Origin of the sequence: Streptomyces sp. NBC_00448, assembly GCF_036014115.1 — a bacterium.
Taxonomy (GTDB): Bacteria; Actinomycetota; Actinomycetes; order Streptomycetales; family Streptomycetaceae; genus Actinacidiphila.
In genome coordinates, this window is sequence record NZ_CP107913.1 from 3,303,275 (window position 1) to 3,324,363 (window position 21,089).

General features: G+C 72.3%; 16 protein-coding genes. 2 read left to right on the top strand and 14 right to left on the bottom strand.

What is annotated here, in order from left to right; all coding sequences use genetic code 11:
• Positions 1 to 208 precede the first annotated feature (208 nt).
• Both rfbC and OG370_RS13990 read left to right on the top strand, forming a co-directional pair.
• A complete protein-coding gene (rfbC, locus tag OG370_RS13985) occupies positions 209 to 820 on the top strand; it encodes a dTDP-4-dehydrorhamnose 3,5-epimerase (RefSeq protein ID WP_328464098.1) in 612 nt (203 codons plus the stop codon).
• Positions 821 to 936: 116 nt separating this feature from the next.
• The gene (locus OG370_RS13990) at positions 937 to 1,725 is read left to right on the top strand and encodes a class I SAM-dependent methyltransferase (RefSeq protein ID WP_328464100.1); all 789 of its coding nucleotides are present in this window, start codon (positions 937 to 939) and stop codon (positions 1,723 to 1,725) included.
• Between the two features lie 9 nt (positions 1,726 to 1,734).
• Here the strand turns inward: OG370_RS13990 and OG370_RS13995 are convergent, their stop codons facing one another.
• From OG370_RS13995 to OG370_RS14060, 14 genes are all read right to left on the bottom strand, one after another.
• Positions 1,735 to 3,453, bottom strand: coding sequence for a DUF6020 family protein (locus OG370_RS13995; protein WP_328464102.1), 1,719 nt, complete (start codon positions 3,451 to 3,453; stop codon positions 1,735 to 1,737).
• Positions 3,450 to 4,373: a glycosyltransferase family 2 protein gene (locus OG370_RS14000; RefSeq protein ID WP_328464104.1), complete on the bottom strand. Its 924-nt coding sequence runs from the start codon at positions 4,371 to 4,373 to the stop codon at positions 3,450 to 3,452. The genes OG370_RS13995 and OG370_RS14000 overlap by 4 nt, the downstream gene beginning before the upstream one ends.
• Positions 4,370 to 4,744: a DUF2304 domain-containing protein gene (locus tag OG370_RS14005; RefSeq protein WP_328464106.1), complete on the bottom strand. Its 375-nt coding sequence runs from the start codon at positions 4,742 to 4,744 to the stop codon at positions 4,370 to 4,372. Before OG370_RS14005 ends, OG370_RS14000 begins: the two co-directional genes overlap by 4 nt.
• A gap of 3 nt (positions 4,745 to 4,747) precedes the next feature.
• Entirely contained in the window at positions 4,748 to 5,476 is a 729-nt protein-coding gene (locus OG370_RS14010; RefSeq protein ID WP_328464108.1) for a glycosyltransferase family 2 protein, read from the bottom strand.
• Between the two features lie 22 nt (positions 5,477 to 5,498).
• The gene (locus tag OG370_RS14015; RefSeq protein WP_328464110.1) at positions 5,499 to 7,055 is read right to left on the bottom strand and encodes a lipopolysaccharide biosynthesis protein; all 1,557 of its coding nucleotides are present in this window, start codon (positions 7,053 to 7,055) and stop codon (positions 5,499 to 5,501) included.
• Positions 7,048 to 7,944 (bottom strand): dTDP-4-dehydrorhamnose reductase, encoded by an 897-nt coding sequence (gene rfbD / locus OG370_RS14020; RefSeq protein ID WP_328464112.1) that lies wholly within the window; start codon positions 7,942 to 7,944, stop codon positions 7,048 to 7,050. Before rfbD ends, OG370_RS14015 begins: the two co-directional genes overlap by 8 nt.
• On the bottom strand, positions 7,941 to 8,924 hold the full coding sequence (gene rfbB, locus OG370_RS14025) for a dTDP-glucose 4,6-dehydratase (RefSeq protein ID WP_328464114.1): 984 nt from the start codon (positions 8,922 to 8,924) through the stop codon (positions 7,941 to 7,943). The genes rfbD and rfbB overlap by 4 nt, the downstream gene beginning before the upstream one ends.
• On the bottom strand, positions 8,921 to 9,988 hold the full coding sequence (locus OG370_RS14030; protein ID WP_328464116.1) for a glucose-1-phosphate thymidylyltransferase: 1,068 nt from the start codon (positions 9,986 to 9,988) through the stop codon (positions 8,921 to 8,923). The genes rfbB and OG370_RS14030 overlap by 4 nt, the downstream gene beginning before the upstream one ends.
• Positions 9,989 to 10,069: 81 nt before the next feature.
• The gene (locus tag OG370_RS14035) at positions 10,070 to 12,208 is read right to left on the bottom strand and encodes a hypothetical protein (RefSeq protein ID WP_328464118.1); all 2,139 of its coding nucleotides are present in this window, start codon (positions 12,206 to 12,208) and stop codon (positions 10,070 to 10,072) included.
• A gap of 205 nt (positions 12,209 to 12,413) precedes the next feature.
• Positions 12,414 to 13,913, bottom strand: a complete 1,500-nt coding sequence (locus tag OG370_RS14040; RefSeq protein WP_328464120.1) for a bifunctional cytidylyltransferase/SDR family oxidoreductase — start codon at positions 13,911 to 13,913, stop codon at positions 12,414 to 12,416.
• A 136-nt stretch (positions 13,914 to 14,049) separates the two neighbouring features.
• Positions 14,050 to 15,492 (bottom strand): GTPase ObgE, encoded by a 1,443-nt coding sequence (gene obgE / locus OG370_RS14045; RefSeq protein ID WP_328464122.1) that lies wholly within the window; start codon positions 15,490 to 15,492, stop codon positions 14,050 to 14,052.
• Positions 15,493 to 15,624: 132 nt separating this feature from the next.
• Positions 15,625 to 15,879, bottom strand: coding sequence for a 50S ribosomal protein L27 (gene rpmA / locus OG370_RS14050; RefSeq protein ID WP_202233703.1), 255 nt, complete (start codon positions 15,877 to 15,879; stop codon positions 15,625 to 15,627).
• Between the two features lie 14 nt (positions 15,880 to 15,893).
• Positions 15,894 to 16,217 carry a 50S ribosomal protein L21 gene (gene rplU, locus OG370_RS14055; protein ID WP_328464128.1) on the bottom strand — a complete coding sequence of 108 codons (324 nt, stop codon included), beginning with the start codon at positions 16,215 to 16,217 and terminating at the stop codon, positions 15,894 to 15,896.
• Between the two features lie 365 nt (positions 16,218 to 16,582).
• Positions 16,583 to 20,893: an Rne/Rng family ribonuclease gene (locus tag OG370_RS14060; RefSeq protein ID WP_328464130.1), complete on the bottom strand. Its 4,311-nt coding sequence runs from the start codon at positions 20,891 to 20,893 to the stop codon at positions 16,583 to 16,585.
• Positions 20,894 to 21,089: the final 196 nt, after the last annotated feature.

Sequence of the window (21,089 nt, forward strand, 5' to 3'; positions counted from 1 at the left end):
GCCCAGGCTCCGGCGCCCGGGTTCGGCCGGGCTTCGGGGCGGGACGGCCGCACGGCACGCAGCACCACTCGAACGGGGTCCCGCGCACATCGGCGGGACCCCGTACTCCTCGCGGGTGCTCCTGCCGCCGGCCGGTCACCGCTTCGCCCGCCTCTTTTCCCGTCGCCCTCTCCCCCACCCGTCACCAACCCCCAAGGACGTGATCCGCATGCGGCAGCTGGACATCGCCGGCGCCTTCGTACACGAGCCCAAGATCTTCCCGGACAGCCGGGGGAGCTTCCACGAGTGGTTCCGCGCCGCGGACTTCGAGGAGTCCGTGGGCCACCGGCTGGACCTGGTGCAGGCCAACTGTTCGGTGTCCAGCCGCGGCACCCTGCGCGGGGTGCACTTCGCGGACGTGCCGCCGAGCCAGGCGAAGTACGTCAAGTGCGTGCGCGGCGCGGTGCTCGACGTGATCGTGGACATCCGGGTCGGCTCGCCCACCTTCGGCCAGTGGGAGGGTGTGCGGCTGGACGACGACCAGCACCACGCGGTGTACCTCTCCGAGGGCCTGGGGCACGCCTTCATGGCTCTCACCGACGACGCCACGGTGGTCTACCTCTGCTCGGCCGGGTACTCCCCCGGGCGCGAGCACGGCATCAACCCGCTCGACCCGGAACTGGGCATCGCCTGGCCCTCGGACGTCGAGCCGCTGCTGTCGGAGAAGGACGCCCAGGCGCCCACCCTCGCCGAGGCCCGCGCCCAGGGGCTGCTGCCCTCGTACGAGGACTGCCTGCGGTTCGACGCAGAACTGCGGGCCGGCGGCCCTGCGGGCTCCTGAAACCTCTGAGGTCTCTGAGGATTCGACAAACTTCCGCTGAACGATGTCGGTCCGGCGGAGCAAGCGCTAGCGTCGCTGCATCACTCCCGCCGTCTTTCGCATCGAGGGGTTGTTCAGTGCACCGTCACGAGTTCCTGCGCAGGCTGCACAAGGTCTACAAGCCGCGCAACTATCTGGAGATCGGCGTCAACGACGGGAAGAGCCTGGCGCTGTCCCGGGTACCGTCCGTCGCGATCGACCCGGCCTTCAAGCTCACCCAGTCCATCAGTTGCGACGTACACCTGGTGCGGGCCACGAGTGACGCGTTCTTCAACCGCAAGGACCCGCTGCTGCACCTGCGCCCGGGACGCAACCCGTTCCGGGCGCTGGGCCGGCGCGACCCGCTCGCCCTGGTCGGCGACCCCGTGCTGGAGCTGTCCTTCATCGACGGCATGCACATCTTCGAGTACGCGCTGCGCGACTTCATGAACGTCGAGAAGCACTCCCGCTGGTCCAGCGTGATCGTCTTCGACGACATGCTGCCGCGCAACGTGGACGAGGCCGCCCGCGACCGCCACACCAAGGACTGGGCCGGCGACGTCTTCAAGGTCGCCCAGGTGCTGCGCCGCTACCGCCCCGACCTGACCGTGGTGGACGTCGACACCGTGAAGACCGGCGTGACCGCGATCTTCGGCGCCGACCCGACCAACACGGTGCTCCGCGACAACTACGACAAGATCATCGCGGAGTACGCCACCGAGGACCCGCAGGACATCCCGGAGGAGCTGTTGCTCCGCAAGAACGCGGTCAACGCCGAGACGCTGCTGCGGGCCCCCTTCTGGCCCGCGCTCGCCCGGGCCCGCAACCTGCGCCGCGGCCGCTCGTCCTTCGGCGCGATCCGCCGGCAGATCGAGTCCGTGAGCTGACCGCTGGTCTCAGGTCCGGCGCCCCGTCGCCGGCGCCGTGTCCTGGTTGCCCTCAGAGGGCGGCCCGGTCGTGGTGTCCGGCGGGGCCGCCGACCGGGCGGCGCGCTCCCACGGCAGCGTTCGGCGGCCGGCCAGCGCGAGCACCGGCACCGTGAGCATGCCCACGAAGAGCGCGGCGCACATGTAGCGCCACAGCGGTGACGGGTTCGCCGCGAGCACCGTGACCTGGAGCCCGGCCGGCAGCACCGCGAGCGCCAGCAGTTCGTACCTGCGGCGGCGCACCGCGACCAGGGCGACCACCAGGTAGCCCAGGTAGGTCCAGTTCACCCCGCGCCACAGCACCGGTGCCTTCCTCGGTGTCTGCGTCCACTCGTAGGCCCTGGTGGCCAGGTGGTCGAGCTTGTACGACAGCGGGGCGTCGGAGAGCGACGCGTGGTACGGCAGCTGCTGGACGGAGTCCAGGCCGAAGCTGGACCAGGTGCGCAGCACGTGGTGGTTGGACGCCGCGTACTTGCCGGTGTGGCCGGTGAAGGCCCAGGCGATGTCGGCGCGGCACAGCCGGGCGTCGATGATCAGCGTCGGGTGGTGTTCGAGGATGCGCCCCCACAGGGCGAGCAGTTGCCCGTTCTCCTTGCCGGCCTTGATCCGGTTCATCGGCTTGTGCATGATCAGGTCGGCCACATGGCAGTCGCCACCCGGCCCGCTCCAGTGCGACAGCGGCGCGAGGCCGCGCATCAGCCGCAGGTCGGAGGCGGTGAAGATGTCGGGGCGCTTGGCGTAGGCGACGCCGATGTCGGCGTAGTTGAAGGCGTACACCTCGTCGGGGCGCGGCTTCTGGACGCCGAGCGCCGGGTAGAGGAAGTTGTTCATCGCCAGCGTCACCACCAGCGGGACCCCGATCGCGGCGGCGATCCAGCGGCGCATGCCCGGCAGCAGCAGCACCAGCAGCACCACGGCGGCGATGAGCACCGGGAAGCCGTTGTTGCGGAACAGGCCGATGCCCAGGCAGCCCAGGGCCAGCGTCAGCAGCTGGTGGCGGAAGGACCGGTCGCGTACGGCGTGCTCGCGGCGCAGCCGGCGGGCGGTGAGCTGGACCACCGCGCCGAAGGCGACCAGGGTGGCGATGGTGTAGGGGACGTCCTTCCAGACGAACACCGTGAACGAGGCGGTCATCGGGGCCGCGGCGACGACCACGGCGGCGGCCGCGCTCCACCGCCCGCGCACCCCGAGGTCGCGCAGCGCCACGCAGACGTAGGCGAGCGCGGCCGCCATGCAGACGGTCTGGACGAAGGTCAGGGCCGCGATGCCGCCGGTGACCTCCAGCGAGATCCACAGCAGCGCGTCGTAGGCGACCGAGTGGTCCGAGCGCCAGTGGGAGGTGCTGACCTCGTAGATGTAGGTGAGGGTGTCGCCGCTGATCCGGCCCGGGTAGAAGGCGGCCCACCAGCCCAGCAGCAGCAGCTGGCAGGCGGCGTACACCGCGAGCGGCAGCCGCCAGCGGGCGGGCAGGCGGGAGGGCGACCAGCGGCCGGGCCCGGCCGGGGAGAGCGCGGAGGCGCCCGGCGGCGGGCCTGCCGGGGTGCCCCCGGCGGCCTTTCCGGGGGCCTTCACCAGGTCGGGCGGCGCGGTGTCCGCGGAGGTGTCCAGGTGGGCGTCGGCGCGGGCGTTCGCGGGAGCGTTCGCGGGGGCGCCGAACCGGCCGCCGCCCGGGGAGTTCGGGGCGCTCATCGGGCCGCCGCCGGGGCGGCCGGGCGCGGCACCCGGGCGAAGGCGTGCCCGGTCAGCTCGCGGGCCGTGTCCAGCCGGCGCCGGCGCAGCGCGCCCGGCACCATCAGCAGCGCGTGCAGCCGGGTGGACAGGTGGCGGCGGGCGGTACGGGCGGCGCGGTGCCAGCCGAGCGCGTCGAAGTCGGCGGCGAGTTCGAGCAGCAGCCGGCGGGTCTCCTCGAAGCGGGAGCCGCTGACCGCCTGCGCGGAGGACTCGCTGCCGACGTGCCGCCGGTAGTCGAAGCAGATCTCCGGGTCGGTGACCAACTCCTCACCGCGCAGCAGCAGTTCCACGGTGAGCGCGAGGTCCTGCACGACCGTCAGGTCGGTGCGGAAGCCGACCTCCTTGAGCAGGTCGGAGCGCCAGCACATGGCCGGGAAGTAGAGCCAGTTGCCGCGCAGCAGGCTGACCGCGAGCTCCTCCCCGCCGAGCCGCGCGCGCCGCTCGGGCGCCGTCGAGTACAGCCGCCGCTTGACGGTGTCGACCAGCGTGTGCACCGGGCGGCCCTCGCCGTCGATCACCCGGACCCCCGGCTGGTACATCGCGGCGCCCGGCAGGTCGGCCCGGGCGGCCCGTAGGGTGGCGACGTAGCCGGGACGCATCAGGTCGTCGCAGCCCATCAGCACCGTGTAGGGGTAGTCGGCCAGCTCGACGCAGCGGCGGAAGTTGCCGGTGACGCCGAGGTTCTGCTCGTTGCGGAAGTACCGCACCCGGCGGTCGTCCAGGCCGGCGAACCACTCCGGCACGCCGGGCCGGGTGTCGTCGTCCACGACGGTCAGCCGCCAGTCGGGGTCGGTCTGTGCGAGAACGCTGCGCACGGCGTCGCGCATCAGCGCGGGGTCGCCGTAGTACGGAAGCATGATGTCGAGCGTGTCGGTCACTGGGAGCGTTCGCCTTCCACGGCGGCCAGCGGCCGCTCGGGTTCCGGGCGGTGGGCCGTGCGCAGGGCCGCGTCACGGGCGAGTTCGGTCAGCCGGCGTTCCATGGCGCGAAACCGCAGGTAGGTGTTGAGCGCCAGCGCGGTCACGCCGACCACCAGCAGGTACAGCACCAGGTCGGTGCCGCGGCCGACACCGAGCAGGTGGGCGGCCTTCGTGGTGTCGCCGGGCCGCAGTACCGCGTAGGCGTTGAGGAAGCAGAAGGCGAGGAAGGCGATCCGCTTCCACGCCCGGGTCCGGGTGGTGTTCCAGCTGCGCATGAACACCGCGAGCAGGACCACCACCGCGGACAGCAGGACGATCTGGATGAGCACCGGTCAGCCCTTCTCGCGGTTCAGGGACAGGTCGAAGAGGATGTTCACTCCGTTGAGCAGCGACTGGCCCTTGGCCCGCGAGTAGTCGGTGTAGCGGATCGACACCGGGGACTCCACGACGCTCAGGTCGGAGCGGGCGAGGAAGCCGGTGATCTCTGAGGCGTGCGCCATGCCGTTCATCGTGATGTTGACCCGGGCGGCGGCGGTGCGGTTGAACAGCCGCAGCCCGTTGTGCGCGTCGGAGAGCTTCAGGCGGCGTGCGGTGGGGCTCACCGCCGCCGCCGTACGCAGCACCAGGCGCTTGACCCAGGGGACTTCGACGCGCTCGCCGCCGGGCCGCAGGAAGCGGGAGCCGAGCACCACGTCGGCGCCGCGGGCCCGGGCCACCGCCAGCATGGTGATGACGTCCTCGACCCGGTGCTGGCCGTCGGCGTCGAAGGTGACGAAGCGTTCAGCGCCGGGCTGGGACAGTGCGTAGTGCAGCCCGGTCTGGATCGCCGCGCCCTGCCCGAGGTTGACGGGGTGTTGGACGAGGTGGGCGCCGGTACGGGCGACCTCGTCCTGGGAGCCGTCGACACTGCCGTCGTCGACGCACACCACGTTGGGGAAGGTACGCAGCGCCTCTGTCACCACTCCGGCCACGACCGGGGCTTCGTTGTAGACCGGGATGATCAGCCAGACATCACCGAAGGTGCGCTTACTGGCAAGGCGCGGCGCGCCGGAAATCACCATGGGAAGCGCACCCTTTCGTCAATTATTCAACCGATTGTGGACGCTCCGCAGGGTCCCGGAAATTGGTCCCCTGTATCGCATCCGTCCACCCAGCTTGACGGTCGAAGTGACGCATAGGTTGCATCCGAATGGCATAAGTCACCCGGATGGAGAGCAGGATCGCGGTGATTGCCGCGCCGACCGCATAAGCGATCTCGACCCGGTCACGGATAGGCAACGGACTGAACGTCACCGCGAGCAGCGCGGCCGTGCCGACCGCCCAGGAAACCAGTTGCCGGCCGTGGCCGCCGGTGGTCTGCAACGCCTGGCCGAGCACCGAGGCGAGCATGTAGCAGAGCGTGCCGGCCGACAGCCAGGCGAAGTCCGTCCAGCCGAGCAGATCGGGCGAACCGAACAGCCGCGGCACCAGCCACGGGCCCAGCGCCACCGCCACCACCCCGCCCGTGCCGCCCAGCAGGCCGGTGAACGCGGCCGTACGCAGCAGCAGTTGGCGGTAGGCCGCACGGTCGCCGGCCGCGACGGCCTCGGACAGCCCGCGCAGCAGCGACGCCTGGAGCGAGCCGAAGACGAACAGCGGCACCCGGGCCAGCACCACCGCGGACAGCAGCGCGGTGATGAACGCGGTGTCGTCGGGTGCCAGCAGCTTCACGCTGATCACCGAGATGTTGACGAGCAGTTGGGCGAGCAGCGTGGAGGGGATCAGCGCGAGCAGGCCGGACCACAGCGCACGCCACGGCAGCGGCGGCGACGACCGGAGCGCCGTCGCCCCGCCCGTCCGGGCGGGGCCGCCCGCCGTCTCACCGGTGGAAGCGGCACCGGCGTCCCCACCGGAGACGGCACCGGCCGCGACGCCGGCGGCGGCAGCGGCGATGTCCGCACCGGCCGCGGGCTTCACCGCGCTCACGCCCTCCGCGCCGTACCGCGCCGCCCGCAGCACCCACGGCAGCGTGGCCGCCACCGACAGCAGTGTCGGCACCGTCAGCACCGCGGCGAACAGCAGCGGCGAGTGCGTCCCGGCCGCCGCCAACAGCACCGAGAACACCACCCGCAGCGCCCCGTCCAGCGCCAACTGCGTGCCGTACACCCGGAATCGGCCGGTGCCGGCCAGCATGCCGCGGGTCACGTACGCCACCGACAGCGCCCCGAACGCCGCGCACAGCGCGCCGACCAGGGAGAGGTTGCCGTCGAAGAGCCGGTTCGCGACCGGGTGCGCGAAGACCGCCACCGGCACGCAGACCGCGGCCAGCAGCCCCAGCGAGGTGGCCAGGCCGCGGCGCAGGACCGGGCCGGTGCCCTCTCCCGCCACCACCCGGGCCGCGACCAGCCGGGTCATCTCCTGCTCGATCGGGAAGAAGAGCCCGAGGCCGACCGAGAAGACCAGCGTCCACAGCACCGACACGCCCGCCATCCGGTCGGACGGCAGCGTGCGGCCCGCGGCCGCGAGCTGGATGTAGCTGGCCAGTCCCAGTACCGCGGTGCCGGCGCCCACCAGCGCGGTGCCCGGCGGCAGCACCGCCAGCGCCCGCCGGCCCAGCCGCCGCGCCCGCCCGCCGGCCGCGCCGGCCGGGGCCTCAGCCACGTTCGGCTGCCACCAGGGCGGGGAACGCCTCGGCCAGCGCCGACCGCCAGTCGCGGATCGGTTCGATGCCGGCCGCCTGCCACCGGTCGTGGCCGAGCACGCTGTACGCCGGGCGCGGCGCGGGGCGCGCGAACGCCGCGCTGGTGGTGGGCCGGACCCGCTCGGGGTCCGCGCCCAGCAGCCGGAAGATCTCCTGGGTGAAGCCGAACCAGGTCGTCTCGCCCGCGCTGGTGCCGTGGTAGACGCCGGCCGGCGCGTCGCCGGCGAGCGCGGCGGTGCCGAGCCGGACCAGATGGTCGGCCAGGTCCGCGGTCCAGGTGGGCTGCCCGCGCTGGTCGTCCACCACGTCGAGGGTGTCCTTGACGCCCTCCAGCCGGATCATCGTGCGGACGAAGTTGCCGCGGGCCGCGCCGTACAGCCACGCGGTGCGCACCACGTAGCCGTCGTCGGGCAGGGTGTCGAGCACCGCCCGCTCGCCGGCCAGCTTGGTGCGCCCGTAGGCGCCGCGCGGACCGGTGGCGGCGTCCTCGGCGTACGGCTGGTCCGCGTCCCCGGCGAAGACGTAGTCGGTGGAGACGTGGATCAGCTTCGCGCCGGACTTGGCACACGCCTCGGCAAGGTGCCGGGGCCCGTCGCCGTTGATCCGCGCGGCGTCGGCCTCGCGGCTCTCCGCGTCGTCGACCCCGGTCCAGGCCGCGCAGTTGACGACCAGGACGGGTTGGTGCTCGGCGATCGCGGTGGCGACCGCCTCCGGGTCGGTGATGTCCAGGGCGGTACTGCCCAGGGCCACCACCGCGGTGTCCGGCTCGGTCCGCAGCCGGACCAGCAGGTCCTGGCCCAGCATCCCGGCGGCGCCGGTCACCAGCCAGGTCGCGTTCGGCGGTTTCACAGTGTGGCGCGCTCCTTCAGCGGCTCCCACCAGGCCCGGTTCTCCCGGTACCAGGCGACGGTCTCGGCCAGGCCGGTCGCGAAGTCCTTGCGCGGCACGTAACCCAGCTCGGTACGGATCTTGGTGCAGTCCACCGAGTAGCGACGGTCGTGGCCCTTGCGGTCCTCGACGTACTCCACGGAGTCCCAGCCGGCCCCGCACGCTTCGAGCAGCAGGCCGGTGAGCTCCTTGTTGGACAGCTCGGTGCCGCCTCCGATGTTGTAGACCTCTCCCGGGCGGCCGAGGTTCCGTACCAGGTCGATTCCCTGCACATGGTCGTCGATGTGCAGCCAGTCCCGGACGTTGCCGCCGTCGCCGTAGAGCGGGACCTTGCCGCCGTCCAGCAGGTTGGTGATGAACAGCGGGATGACCTTCTCCGGGAAGTGGTGGTGCCCGTAGTTGTTGGAGCAGCGGGTCACCCGCACGTCCAGGCCGTGGGTGCGGTGGTAGGCGAGCGCGATCAGGTCGCTGGACGCCTTGGCCGCGGAGTACGGCGAGTTCGGCTGGAGCGGGTCGGTCTCGGGCCAGGAGCCCTCGGCGATCGAGCCGTACACCTCGTCGGTGGAGATGTGCACGAACGTCCGCAGGTTGTTGCGGAGCGCCGCGTCCAGCAGGGTCTGGGTGCCGGCCACGTTGGTGGTGATGAACTCGGTGGCGCCCAGGATCGAGCGGTCGACGTGCGACTCGGCGGCGAAGTGCACCACCTGGTCGTGCTCGGCGACCAGCTTGTCGACGAGCCCGGCGTCGCAGATGTCGCCCTGCACGAAGCGGAAGCCGGGGTGCGCGCGGACCTCGTCGAGGTTCGCCGGGTTGCCCGCGTAGGTCAGCTTGTCCAGGACGGTGATCGCCACATCCCCGGGCCCGGTCGGGCCGAGCAGCGTACGGACGTAGTGGGAGCCGATGAAGCCGGCCCCGCCGGTCACCAGTATGCGGTCGGTCATGACGAGATCTGCACCTTGCTGTGATCGCCGAGCACCAGGCGGTGCGCGGCAGGGTTTCGGGGGGCCGGGGTCACTTCGACGTTGCGCCCTATGAGCGACGCCTCGACCCGGCGCACGCCGGTGAGCGAGGAGTCGCGCAGCAGGATCGAGTACTCGATCTCGCTGTCCTCGATCCGGCAGTTCTCCGACACGGAGGTGTACGGGCCGACGTACGCGTCGTTGATCACCGAGTTGCGGCCGATGATCGCCGGACCGACGATCCGGCTGCCGGCCACCTTCGCGCCGGCCTCGATCCGGACCCGGCCGATGATCTCGCTCTCCGCGTCGACCTCGCCGAGCACCTCGGGTTCGAGGGTGTCCAGCACCGACCGGTTGACCTCCAGCATGTCGGTGACGTTGCCGGTGTCCTTCCAGTAGCCGGAGATCGTGGTGGAGCGCACGTCGCGCTGCTCGTCGATCAGCCACTGGATGGCGTGGGTGATCTCCAACTCACCGCGCCAGGACGGCTTGATGGCGCGCACCGCCTCGTGGACGGCCGGGGTGAAGAGGTAGACGCCGACCAGCGCCAGGTCGCTCTTGGGCTGCTTCGGCTTCTCCTCCAGGTTCTTCACCCGCCCCTGCGCGTCGAGTTCGGCGACGCCGAAGGAGGTCGGGTTCGGCACCTTCGTGAGCAGGATCTGCGCGTCCGGGCGCTCCGCCCGGAACTCCTCGACGAGGCCGCTGATGCCGCCGACGATGAAGTTGTCGCCGAGGTACATCACGAAGTCGTCCTCGCCGAGGAACTCGCGCGCGATCAGCACCGCGTGCGCCAGCCCGAGCGGCGCGTCCTGCGGGATGTACGTGACCGCGATACCGAGGGCGGAGCCGTCGCCGACCGCCTCCTTGATCTCCTCGGCGGTGTCGCCGACGATGATGCCCACCTCGGTGATCCCGGCTTCGGCGATGGCTTCCAGGCCGTAGAACAGCACCGGCTTGTTGGCGACCGGTACCAGCTGTTTGGCCGAGGTGTGAGTGATCGGCCGAAGGCGGGTGCCCGCCCCGCCGGAGAGCACAAGTGCTTTCACGTTACGTCCCATGCAGATGGATTCAGGGGGCGGTCACTGCGGGTCGCGACCCGCGCCCCCGGCTGTGAGCATACCCGGACGTCACCCCGCGTTTCGCTCCTGGACATCCGACGCCAACTCCTCGTCGGCGCGCCGTTGCGGAGTGGTTCGCTCCATTTCGGCCCTGGCCTGGGCGGTCGGACCGTCCAGCGGATCGACATCACCCGTCTGACCCAGAGCGGCCTGCTGGACGAGCCGGACCTCGGCCTTGTGTGCGAGGTCGCGCACCGCCTGCGAGAACCGCTCGATGGAGGTCGGGTGGTCAGGGCCGAGCAGGTACTGCTTGATCTCCTTGCGCGACCCGGCCAGCGGGTCGAGCTCGGGGGTGACCACGGCCGTGACCAGCTCGCCGACCCGGCTCGCCGAATTGTCCAGGATGAGCGCGGCGCGGGCGGCGGTGTTCTGCCGCTTGAACTCCTCCTCGCCCAGTTCGGCCGAATCGGTGATGGCGTACGGCTTGCCGGTCGCCACGAAGTCCGAGACCACGCTGGAGATGTCGGAGACCATCGCGTCGGACTCGTTGAAGCACTCGTACAGGTGAGGCATCGGGCCGGTGACGACCTTGTGCTCCCAGGCGCTCAGCGACTTCCAGTACGCGGTGTTCCACCGGGCGCGCAACTCGGCGAGCCGCGCCGTGAGCTGCGGGTCGGCGATCGAGTCGCGGGACATGACCGCCATGTCCCCCTCCGCGGAGGTCGCCTCGGCCACCAGCGAATCCAACTCGGCCTCTATCGACGCCAGTTCGGCGCGGGCCGCGGCCTGCGCCGCCTTGCCCTCGGCGATCCGCGCGGACCACGCCGGGTCGGCGGCCCGCTGGGCGTTCGCCTTCGCCAGCACCGCGACCACCTTGTCGTGGGCCCGCTTCGCCTTCGGGTTGACGGTGCCGGTGAACGGGTGCGGCTTGTACAGCACCCGGACCGGGGTGGCGGACGTGACCAGGCCGCGCACGATGTTCGCGCCGGCCAGCATCAGCGAGGTGTTGCCGGGCTCGTCGGTCCAGCCCTCCCAGGTCGGCGCGTACAGCACGGTCGGGACGCCGGTCGCGGCCGAGCCGTCCCAGGCGGTGATCCCGGCGAGCTGCGGGCGGCCCACCTCCACCACGTCCTCGTCACGCACCCCGACGTCGGCGAGCGCGTACCGGTCCCGGCCCGCCTTGCCGGCCGACCACACCTCGTCGTACGCCTTGCTGAACGGGTTGATGCTGGCGACCTTGTCGCTGTCGCCGTGGCCGACGAAGACGTGCTTCATGCTCGGCACCCGCAGCAGGTGGATGTTCTTGCCGACGTTCGCCGGGTACAGCGCGACCCGCACGGTCGACAGGTCCATGTTCATCAGGTGCACCGCACCCGGCACGCACAGCACCGGCACCGCGGTGTCGGCGAGCTGGAGCAGGATCGCCCGCTCGCGCAGGATCACCAGCGGCCGCTCCCCCGGCATGTCCGCCATCGTGTCCAGCCACATGTTGACCTGGTACGCGGAGTCCGGCGAGCCGGAGAAGTACAGCACGGTGCTCGGCCGGTACGCCCGCAGCCAGGTGTCCATGAACGCCAGCGCGTCATCGGTCTTCGCCGGCAGCCGGCGGCGGGTGAGGTACGGCGCCAGGGCCAGCGTGTACACGATGCCCAGGCCCAGCGTCAGCGCGGCACCGAGGTAGACGAAGGCGATGTGCCCGGCCTTCGCGTACAGCAGGAGGCCGACCACCGCGAACAGGTCCAGGTGCAGCATCTTCTCGGCCGCGCGCGAGGTCAGCAGGCCCGACGGCGCGTTGGTGATGCGCATCCCGCTCAGATCGATGTTGCGGGTGCCGAACGGCAGCTTGCGGCGGTTGCGGATCAGCGTGATCAGGGCCGCGTGCGGGGCCTGCATGCCGTAGAAGACCAGGAAGCAGACGATGGCCGCGGAGAACGCCCGGTTGTTGGCGAGGTTCATCTGCGCCATCAGCAGCACCAGCGTCAGCTCACGCAGCAGGAAGCGCAGCGACAGCCCGGCCCGGGCCTTGCCCAGCCGGTTGATCAGGTACGAGCGGCGCTGGTGCAGGAACCAGTCCGTCACGTAGCTGACCGCGCCGGCGGCCACGAAGAACCACAGGCTCGGCAGCAGCGCGGCGATCACCAGGCACGGGTAGCTGAGGAGCATGAGCAGCGCGGCGGCGAGTTCGCCGCCGGACGCCACACGGGCCATGCGAATGGCTTTTGAGATCACGGGGTGACTGCTCCAGTGCGATGTCGAATGAGACGTCGAATGAGGATACGGAGATCGGGTGAGGCGAAGTGGCGGTGCGGGAAGGGGCGGGCCGGCCGGCGCCGCGCTCCCTCATCAACGGACGAAGTCCCTGGGCGCACCGTGTCACGCGGGCCCAAGGACTGTCGATCCGTTCCGGTAAGGATTACTGCTCGTCCTCCCCCTGGGCGAGAACGTGTGCCAGCGCGCGCTCGATCCCGGAGGCGCCGGACAGGCCCTGCATCGGGTCCTGCTGGCGGACGTCGATCACATGGCCGGTGAGGGTGGAGAGCAGGACGTCGAGCGAGGTGCGGGCGACCGCCTCCGAGGAGAGCAGCGAGCCGGCCGGCTCCTGGCCGAACGCCTTGGTGCGCATCGGCGTCGCGGTGCGCTCGGGGTTGACGCAGTTGACCCGGATGCCGTCGCCGGCCCACTCGTCGGCGAGCGCCTGGGTGAGGTTCACCATCGCGGCCTTGGTCGACGAGTACAGGCTGTACTCGGCCCGTCCCCGGGTGTAGCTGCTGGAGGTGTAGAGCAGCAGCTGGCCGCGGGTCTCGGCGAGGTACTTGTGGGAGGCGCGGGCGATCTGCACCGGGGCGAGGTAGTTGACCCGCAGCGCCTCTTCGATGGTCGCGTTGTCGGTCTCGGCGAGCTTGCCGATCCGCAGCACGCCCGCGGTGTTCACCACGTAGTCGACCCGGCCGGTCTCCGCGTAGGCCCGCGACAGCGCGTCGTCGACGTGCTCGGGGTCCTCGACGTGGGTGCCGGTGGTCGAGCGGCCCAGCGCGAAGACCTTCGCGCCGTATCCCTCGGCCATCGCCGCGATGTCGGCGCCGATGCCGTAGGAGCCGCCGAAGACCACCAGGGTCTTGTCGGCGAGCAGCTCGCGGTACGCCGCCTCGTCGGACTGGCCGGGGGCCGCGGTGGAGGCGAGCTGGAAGAGCTTGTCGGCGATGAAGACGTCCACCGGGGTGGTCACCTTCATGTTGTGCTCGTCGCCGGGGACCACGTAGATCGGCACGTCGGGCAGGTACTTCAGCACCACCGAACAGTCGTCGGTGGCCTGGAAGTTGGGGTCGCCGCCGGCGACCTCGTAGGCCCGGCGGATGGTGGACAGCCGGAACGCCTGCGGGGTCTGGCCGCGGCGCAGCCGGGAGCGGTCCGGCACCTCGGTGATGAACTCGCCGTCGCCGCCGTGGGTGCGGGTGACGATGATGGTGTCCGCGGACGGGATCGCCACGTCCACCGCTTCGTACCGCTCCAGCGCGGCCACGCAGTCGGCGATCACGCGCTGCGAGATCAGCGGGCGCACGGCGTCGTGGAAGAGCACGTTGCGGTCCTGGCCGGGCTCGAGCTCCTCGCTCAGCGCGGCGATGGCCCGCTCGGTGGTCTCGTTGCGCGTCGTGCCGCCCTCGATCACCCGGCTGACCTTCTTCAGACCGGCCTTCGTGACGATCTTCTCGACGTCCGGGACATAGCCCGGCGCCATCAGCACGATGATGTCGTCGATCGCGTCCGCCTGCTCGAAGATGGCGAGCGTGTGCTCGATCACCGCTTTACCGGCGATCTTCAGCAGCTGCTTGGGAATCGACAGGCCGACCCGCTGCCCCGTGCCACCGGCAAGGATGACAGCGGTGGTACGGGAGTGGGCAAGGTGCAGGGACACGTGAGACCTACCTAGCGGCAACAAGAGATACGGGGATCGTCTCACCCCCGGTAACCGTCTCGCAAGGCGGGGTTCACCGAGGCGCCCCTCACCGCAAGGTCCTTCGACCACGGGGAGGGGCGGCCAGGAGGTCCGGTCACCCTCCGAACGGATGGAACTCGTCGTAGGCGTCGGCGGCCTCGTCGTGCTCGGCCTGCCGGTCGCGACGCCGGCTCGCCGCGGGCCGCGGCGTGTCGAAACGGTGGTCCTCACCGCGCCGCCCCAGCATCTCCGCACCGGCCGCCAGCGACGGCTCCCAGTCGAAGACCACCGCGTCGTCCTCCGGCCCGATCGCGACGCCGTCGCCCGCCTTCGCCCCCGCCTTGACCAGCTCGTCCTCGACACCGAGCCGGTTGAGCCGGTCCGCGAGGTAGCCGACCGCCTCGTCGTTGGTGAAGTCCGTCTGCCGCACCCAGCGTTCGGGCTTCTCGCCGCGCACCCGGTACAGCTCGCCGTCGTAGGTGACGGTGAACCCGGCGTCGTCGACGGCCTGCGGCCGGATCACCACGCGGGTGGACTCCTCGGCCGGGCGCGCCGCCCGCGTCTCCGCCACGATCCCGGCCAGCGCGAACGACAGTTCCCTGAGCCCGGCGTGCGAGACCGCGGACACCTCGAAGACGCGGTAGCCGCGCGCCTCCAGGTCCGGCTTGATCATCTCCGCCAGGTCCTGCCCGTCGGGCACGTCGATCTTGTTGAGCACGACCAGCCGCGGCCGGTCCTCCAGCCCGCCGCCGTACGCCCGCAGCTCCGCCTCGATGACGTCGAGATCGGTCACCGGGTCGCGGTCGGACTCCAGGGTCGCGGTGTCCAGCACGTGCACCAGCACCGAGCAGCGCTCGACGTGCCGCAGGAACTCCAGACCCAGCCCGCGGCCCTGGCTCGCGCCGGGGATCAGCCCGGGCACGTCGGCGATCGTGTAGACCGTCGAGCCGGCGTTGACCACTCCGAGGTTCGGCACCAGCGTGGTGAACGGGTAGTCCGCGATCTTCGGCTTCGCCGCCGAGAGCACCGAGATCAGCGAGGACTTCCCCGCGCTCGGGTAGCCGACCAGCGCCACGTCGGCGACGGTCTTCAGCTCCAGCACGATGTCCCGGGCCTGCCCGGGCACCCCGAGCAGCGCGAAGCCGGGCGCCTTGCGCCGGGTCGAGGCGAGCGCCGCGTTGCCGAGGCCGCCGCGGCCGCCCTGCCCGGCGACGTAGGTGGTGCCCTGGCCGACCAGGTCGGCCAGCACGTTTCCGTCCCGGTCCTGCACGACGGTGCCGTCCGGCACCGGCAGCACCAGGTCGCTGCCGTCCTTGCCGGAGCGGTTGCCGCCCTCGCCCGGCTTGCCGTTGGTCGCCTTGCGGTGCGGGCTGTGGTGGTAGTCGAGCAGGGTGGTCACGTCCTGGTCGACGACGAGGATCACGTCCCCGCCCCGCCCGCCGTTGCCGCCGTCCGGCCCGCCGAGCGGCTTGAACTTCTCCCGGTGCACGGAGGCGCAGCCGTGGCCCCCGTTACCCGCGGCGACATGCAGTTCGACGCGGTCCACGAAGGTGGTCATGGGTGCTTCCTCCAGAACGTACGGGTTTCCCACGGTTCTTACGGTCCTACTGGCCTTGTAACACGCCGAGGGCGGCCCCGCTTCCCGGAGTCCGGGAAACGGGTCCGCCCTCGAAAGTTCTTACGGCTCGCCTCAGGCGGCCGGAACGATGTTCACCACGCGGCGACCGCGCTTCACGCCGAACTCGACCGCACCGGCGGACAGCGCGAACAGCGTGTCGTCCTTGCCGATGCCGACGCCGGAGCCGGGGTGGAAGTGGGTACCACGCTGGCGGATGATGATCTCACCGGCGTTGACGACCTGGCCGCCGAAGCGCTTCACACCGAGCCGCTGAGCGTTGGAGTCGCGACCGTTCCGGGTGGACGATGCGCCCTTCTTGTGTGCCATCTCTCCTCAGTCCCTTACTTCGCAGCCGCGGCGGGGATGCCAGTGATCTTCAGCGCCGTGTAGTGCTGGCGGTGACCCTGGCGACGGCGGTAACCGGTCTTGTTCTTGTAGCGCAGGATGTCGATCTTCTGGCCCTTGTGGTGGTCCACGATCTCGGCCTCGACCTTGATCCCGGCGAGCACCCACGGGTCGCTGGTGACGGCTTCGCCATCGACGACGAGCAGCGTCGAGAGCTCGACCGCGTCGCCGACCTTGCCGGTGGGAATCCTGTCAACCTCGACGATGTCACCGACGGCCACCTTGTGCTGGCGGCCACCACTACGCACGATCGCGTACACGCGGAACTCACTCTCTCGCTCGATTCGAAAACCCCTGATGCCAGCCACTCCCTTACTGCCGCGGAGGGGCCTCTCCCGGGAAGCCCGGGAGGAATGTGCTCAGGCGAAGGCGCAGAAACGCCGAAGGTCAAGGCTACGGACCGCGTCCACCCGGGTCAAATCCGGCCAGGGTGCATGGTCCTGAGAGTTCCCGGACCACGTGTCGGCGGGTGGCTGAGCGCGCAGTTCCCCGCACCCCTGGATTCGTGCTGCTCTTCCGCGGAAGAACGGCAACCCCCAAGAGGCGCGGGGAACTGCGCGGCAAACCACCGCGAACCGCAAGGTCCCGTACGGCGCCGACGGGGCACCCCGGAGGGTCCGCCTGGCTACTCCGCGGGAGAACTCGCCTTCTTCGTCGCGGCCTTCTTCGTCGTCGTCTTCTTGGCCGCCGTCTTCTTCGTCGCGGCCTTCTTCGCCGTCTTCTTGGCCGCCGCCTTCTTCGCCGGGGCCTTGCGGGCCGCCCGCTTCTTGGGCTCGGCCTCGGCCGACGGCTCACCGTCAGCCTGCTCGGCCTGCTCGGGCGCAGCCTCCGCAGGGGCGGCCTCGGCGGACGGTACGACCACCACCGCCGCTTCCTCCGCTGCCGCGGCCGGCGCCCCCGCGGGCGCGGTCGCCTTACGGGTGGCGCGACGCCGCGCACGGGCCGGCGGCTCGGTCGAGACGGCCGGCTCCGGCTCGGGCTCGGGCGTGGCCGCCGCGGGCTCCGCGCTGACCACGACCACCGCGGCCTCCTCGGCGGCGGGCGGCGCCCCGGCCGGGGCGGTCGCCTTGCGGGTGGCGCGACGGCGCGTACGGGCCGGCGGCTCGGTCGAGACGGCCGGCTCCGGCTCGGCCTCGGCCGGCTCGACCTCGGGCTCGCTGACCGGGACGACCACGACGGCAGGCTCCGGCTCGTGGTCCGCTGCGGCGGGAGCGCCCGCGGGCGCCGTGGCCTTGCGGGCGCCGCGGCGCCGGCCGCGGCCACGGGAGCCGTTCGCGGCGGCCTCCGCCTCCGCGGCGCTGCCGAACCACTCCTCCTCGGGGTCGCCGACCGCCGGCACCAGGTCCGACTCGCCGACCTCGATCGGCTCCAGCTCCGGCAGTTCGGCCTCGTCGCCCTGCGCCTGCTCGGCCTCCACGGCCGTCTCGTGCTCGTGGTCGTGCTCGCCCACGCCGGCGCCACCACGGCGCCGCTTGCGCTTGCCGCCGCCACCGGTGGTGGTCGCCTGGTCCATGTGGACGATGACGCCCCGCCCGTTGCAGTGCACGCACGTCTCGGAGAAGGACTCCAACAGCCCCTGGCCGACCCGCTTGCGGGTCATCTGCACCAGGCCGAGCGAGGTGACCTCGGCCACCTGGTGCTTGGTCCGGTCCCGGCCCAGGCACTCCAGCAGCCGGCGCATCACCAGGTCGCGGTTGGACTCCAGCACCATGTCGATGAAGTCGACCACCACGATCCCGCCGAGGTCGCGCAGCCGCAGCTGGCGGACGATCTCCTCGGCCGCCTCCAGGTTGTTGCGGGTGACGGTCTCCTCCAGGTTGCCGCCCTGCCCGGTGAACTTGCCGGTGTTGACGTCGACCACGACCATCGCCTCGGTCTTGTCGATCACCAGCGAACCGCCGGACGGCAGCCACACCTTGCGATCCAGCGCCTTCAACAGCTGCTCGTCGATCCGGAAGTTGGCGAAGACGTCGACCTCCGACGTCCAGCGCGACAGCCGGTCGACCAGGTCGGGCGCGACGTGCGAGACGTACTCGTGCACGGTGGACCACGCCTCGTCACCGCTGACGATGACCTTGGAGAAGTCCTCGTTGAAGATGTCGCGGACCACCCGCACCGTCATGTCCGGCTCGCCGTACAGCAGCGTGGGCGCGTTGCCGCTCTTGGACTTGCGCTTGATGTCCTCCCACTGCGACTGGAGCCGCTCCACGTCGCGGCGCAGCTCGTCCTCGCTGGCGCCCTCGGCGGCGGTGCGCACGATGACGCCCGCGTCCTCGGGGACGACCTTCTTCAGGATGGACTTCAGCCGGGCCCGCTCGGTGTCGGGCAGCTTGCGGCTGATGCCGGTCATCGAGCCCTCGGGCACGTAGACCAGGTAGCGGCCGGGCAGCGAGACCTGGCTGGTCAGGCGGGCGCCCTTGTGACCGATCGGGTCCTTGGTGACCTGCACGAGCACCGGCTGGCCGGACTTGAGCGCGGACTCGATCCGGCGCGGGCCGCCGGACATGCCCAGCGCCTCGAAGTTGACCTCGCCCGCGTACAGCACGGCGTTGCGGCCCTTGCCGATGTCGACGAAGGCGGCCTCCATCGACGGCAGCACGTTCTGCACCTTGCCGAGGTACACGTTGCCGACGTAGGAGGTCGACTGCTCCTTGTTGACGTAGTGCTCGACGAGGACGTTGTCCTCCAGCACGCCGATCTGGGTGCGGTCGCCGTTCTGCCGGACCACCATGACGCGCTCGACGGCCTCGCGGCGCGCCAGGAACTCGGCCTCGGTGATGATCGGCACGCGGCGGCGGCCCTGCTCGCGGCCTTCGCGGCGGCGCTGCTTCTTCGCCTCCAGGCGGGTGGAGCCCTTGATGGACTGCACCTCGTCGGAACCGGTGCCGCCCTCGTAACGGGAGCGCGGCTCGCGGACCTTGACGACGGTGCGCTCCGGGTCGTCGGTGCCGGTGGCGGCCGCGTGGTCGTCGCCGCCGTCCGAGCCGCGGCGGCGACGGCGGCGCCGGCGGCGGCTGGAGGAGGAGCCGCCCTGGGCGTCGTCGTGGTCGTCGTCGTGCGCGGCGTCGTTGTCGTCCTCGTCGTGGCCCTCGGCCGACTCGTCGGACTCGTCGTCGGAGCCGTTGTCGTCGTGGTCCTGGTCGCCGGACTCACCGCGGCGACGGCGACGGCCACCGCGGCGGCGACGCCGGGACGGGCGGTCGTCGCCGTCCTGGTCGGCGTCGGAGCCGTCGGCGCCCTCGGCGCCGTCGTGGTCGTCGTGCTCGTCCGCCTCGTCCTGGTCGGCGGCGGCGCCCGCCGGCGCGGACTCGGCCTCCTGCTCGTCGGCCGCGGCGGGCGACTGCTCGGGGGCGGTGCCGCGGCGACGGCGACGGCGGCGCGGGGTGCGGTCGTCGTCGGCCTCGGTGTCGGCCTCCGCGCTCTCGTCGGCGGTCGCGGCGGGCTCGGCGGCAGCGGCGGGTGCGGCCTCCGCGGGGGCGCCGGCCTCGGGGGCCTGGAACACCGGCGGCTGGAAGACCGCGACGGCCGGGCGGGTGGCGCGGCGGCGGCCGCGGGTGGGCGCCTCCTCGGCGGGCTCGGGGGCGGCGTCGGCCGCGGGCGCGCCGCTGGTCTCGGCGGTCTCGGTGCGCACGTCGATCGTGATGGACTCGACGGGAATCCCGAAGGCCGCGGCGAGGGCGTCGGCGGCCTCGGCGGTCGCGTCGGCGACGGTCTCGCCGTAGCCGCGGATCTCGTAGGCGTCGTCGATCTCGACGCCCCAGCCGTCGCCGTCGCGCAGCGCCCGGCCGGTGTACGGGTGGTGGCCGGTGGCGTCCTCGCGGGGCGCGAGCGCGCCGGGCTTCAGCCGCCGCAGGCCGTCGCCGGCGGAGAAGGTCGGTACGGCGGCGCCCTTGCGGCCGCGGCGGCGGGAACGGCCGCCGCTCTGCTGCTCGTCGGCGGCCGGTGCGGGTGCCTGTGCGGCAGCCGGTGCGGGCGCCTGCTCCGGGGCGGGCTCGGGGGCCGGCGCGGGAGCGGCGGAGCCGCGGGTGGCCCGGCGGCGGGTGCGCGCGGGGGCGGCGGGGGCCTCCGCTGCGGGGGCGGTGGCGGGGGCCTCCGCTGCGGGGGCCGCGGGGGCGGCCGGGGTCTCGGCCTCCTCGGCCGGGGCCGGGCTACCCGCGGGCGCGGTCGCCTTGCGGGTGGCGCGGCGGCGCGGGCGAGAGGGCGCCGCGCTCTCGTCGGCGGCAGGCGCGCTCTCCTCCGCGGCGGCGGGGGTGGCGGCGGCCGGGGCGGTCACCGTCTCGGCGGCCGGGGTCTCCTCGGCAGCGGCAGGCGCACCCGCCGGAGCGGTCGCCTTACGCGTGGCACGACGACGCGGACGCGCCGGAGCGGCCTCCGCATCACCCTCGGCCGCAGGCTTGTCCTCCACGGGAGCGGCCTCCGCGGCCGGGGTCTCCTCGGCAGCGGCAGGCGCACCCGCCGGAGCGGTCGCCTTACGCGTGGCACGACGACGCGGACGCGCCGGAGCGGCCTCCGCATCACCCTCGACGGCGGGCTTGCTCTCCACGGGAGCGGCCTCGGCAGCCGGGGTCTCCTCGGCAGCGGCAGGCGCACCCGCCGGAGCGGTCGCCTTACGCGTGGCACGACGACGCGGACGCGCCGGAGCGGCCTCCGCATCACCCTCGGCAGCGGGCTTGCTCTCCGCGGCCGGGGTCTCCTCGGCCGGGGCCGGGGCCGCGGCGGCGGACTTGCGGGTGGCGCGGCGGCGGGGTGCGGCCGGGGCCGCCTCATCCGTGCCTGCGGCGCCGGACGTGTCGGTGGCGGTGTCCGCTCCGGGCGGGCCCGCCGGGCGGGACGCGGCGCGACGGCGGCGGCGGGGTGCCGCGCTCTCGTCGCCCGCGGCGCCGGAGGAAGTGGTGTCCGGGGTGGAACCCGGGGTGGTCTCGTCGTTGTCGGGCATTCGGGCAGTGCTCCCGTCATGCCCCCGGGCGCCGCGCCTGGAGTTCCGGGGTCGGCGGGCCGCTTGGGTCGCGGTGGCCGTCCTCCGGGGGCGCGGGCGCCGCACGGGGGCTGCTGTCTCGCTCATCGGCCCGCCCCGGTGGGGGGCCGACGAAAGTCTCGTGTGGTCAGCGTCGCCGGACCCGGGTGGCTCCCTG

Excerpts from the sequence above, each read along its gene's own strand:
- rfbC (WP_328464098.1), top strand. The coding sequence starts at position 209 with ATGCGGCAGCTGGACATCGCCGGCGCCTTCGTACACGAGCCCAAGATC.
- OG370_RS13995 (WP_328464102.1), bottom strand. The coding sequence starts at position 3,453 with ATGAGCGCCCCGAACTCCCCGGGCGGCGGCCGGTTCGGCGCCCCCGCG.
- OG370_RS14010 (WP_328464108.1), bottom strand. The coding sequence starts at position 5,476 with ATGGTGATTTCCGGCGCGCCGCGCCTTGCCAGTAAGCGCACCTTCGGT.
- rfbB (WP_328464114.1), bottom strand. The coding sequence starts at position 8,924 with ATGACCGACCGCATACTGGTGACCGGCGGGGCCGGCTTCATCGGCTCC.
- OG370_RS14035 (WP_328464118.1), bottom strand. The coding sequence starts at position 12,208 with ATGGCCCGTGTGGCGTCCGGCGGCGAACTCGCCGCCGCGCTGCTCATG.
- obgE (WP_328464122.1), bottom strand. The coding sequence starts at position 15,492 with ATGACCACCTTCGTGGACCGCGTCGAACTGCATGTCGCCGCGGGTAAC.
- rpmA (WP_202233703.1), bottom strand. The coding sequence starts at position 15,879 with ATGGCACACAAGAAGGGCGCATCGTCCACCCGGAACGGTCGCGACTCC.
- OG370_RS14060 (WP_328464130.1), bottom strand. The coding sequence starts at position 20,893 with ATGCCCGACAACGACGAGACCACCCCGGGTTCCACCCCGGACACCACT.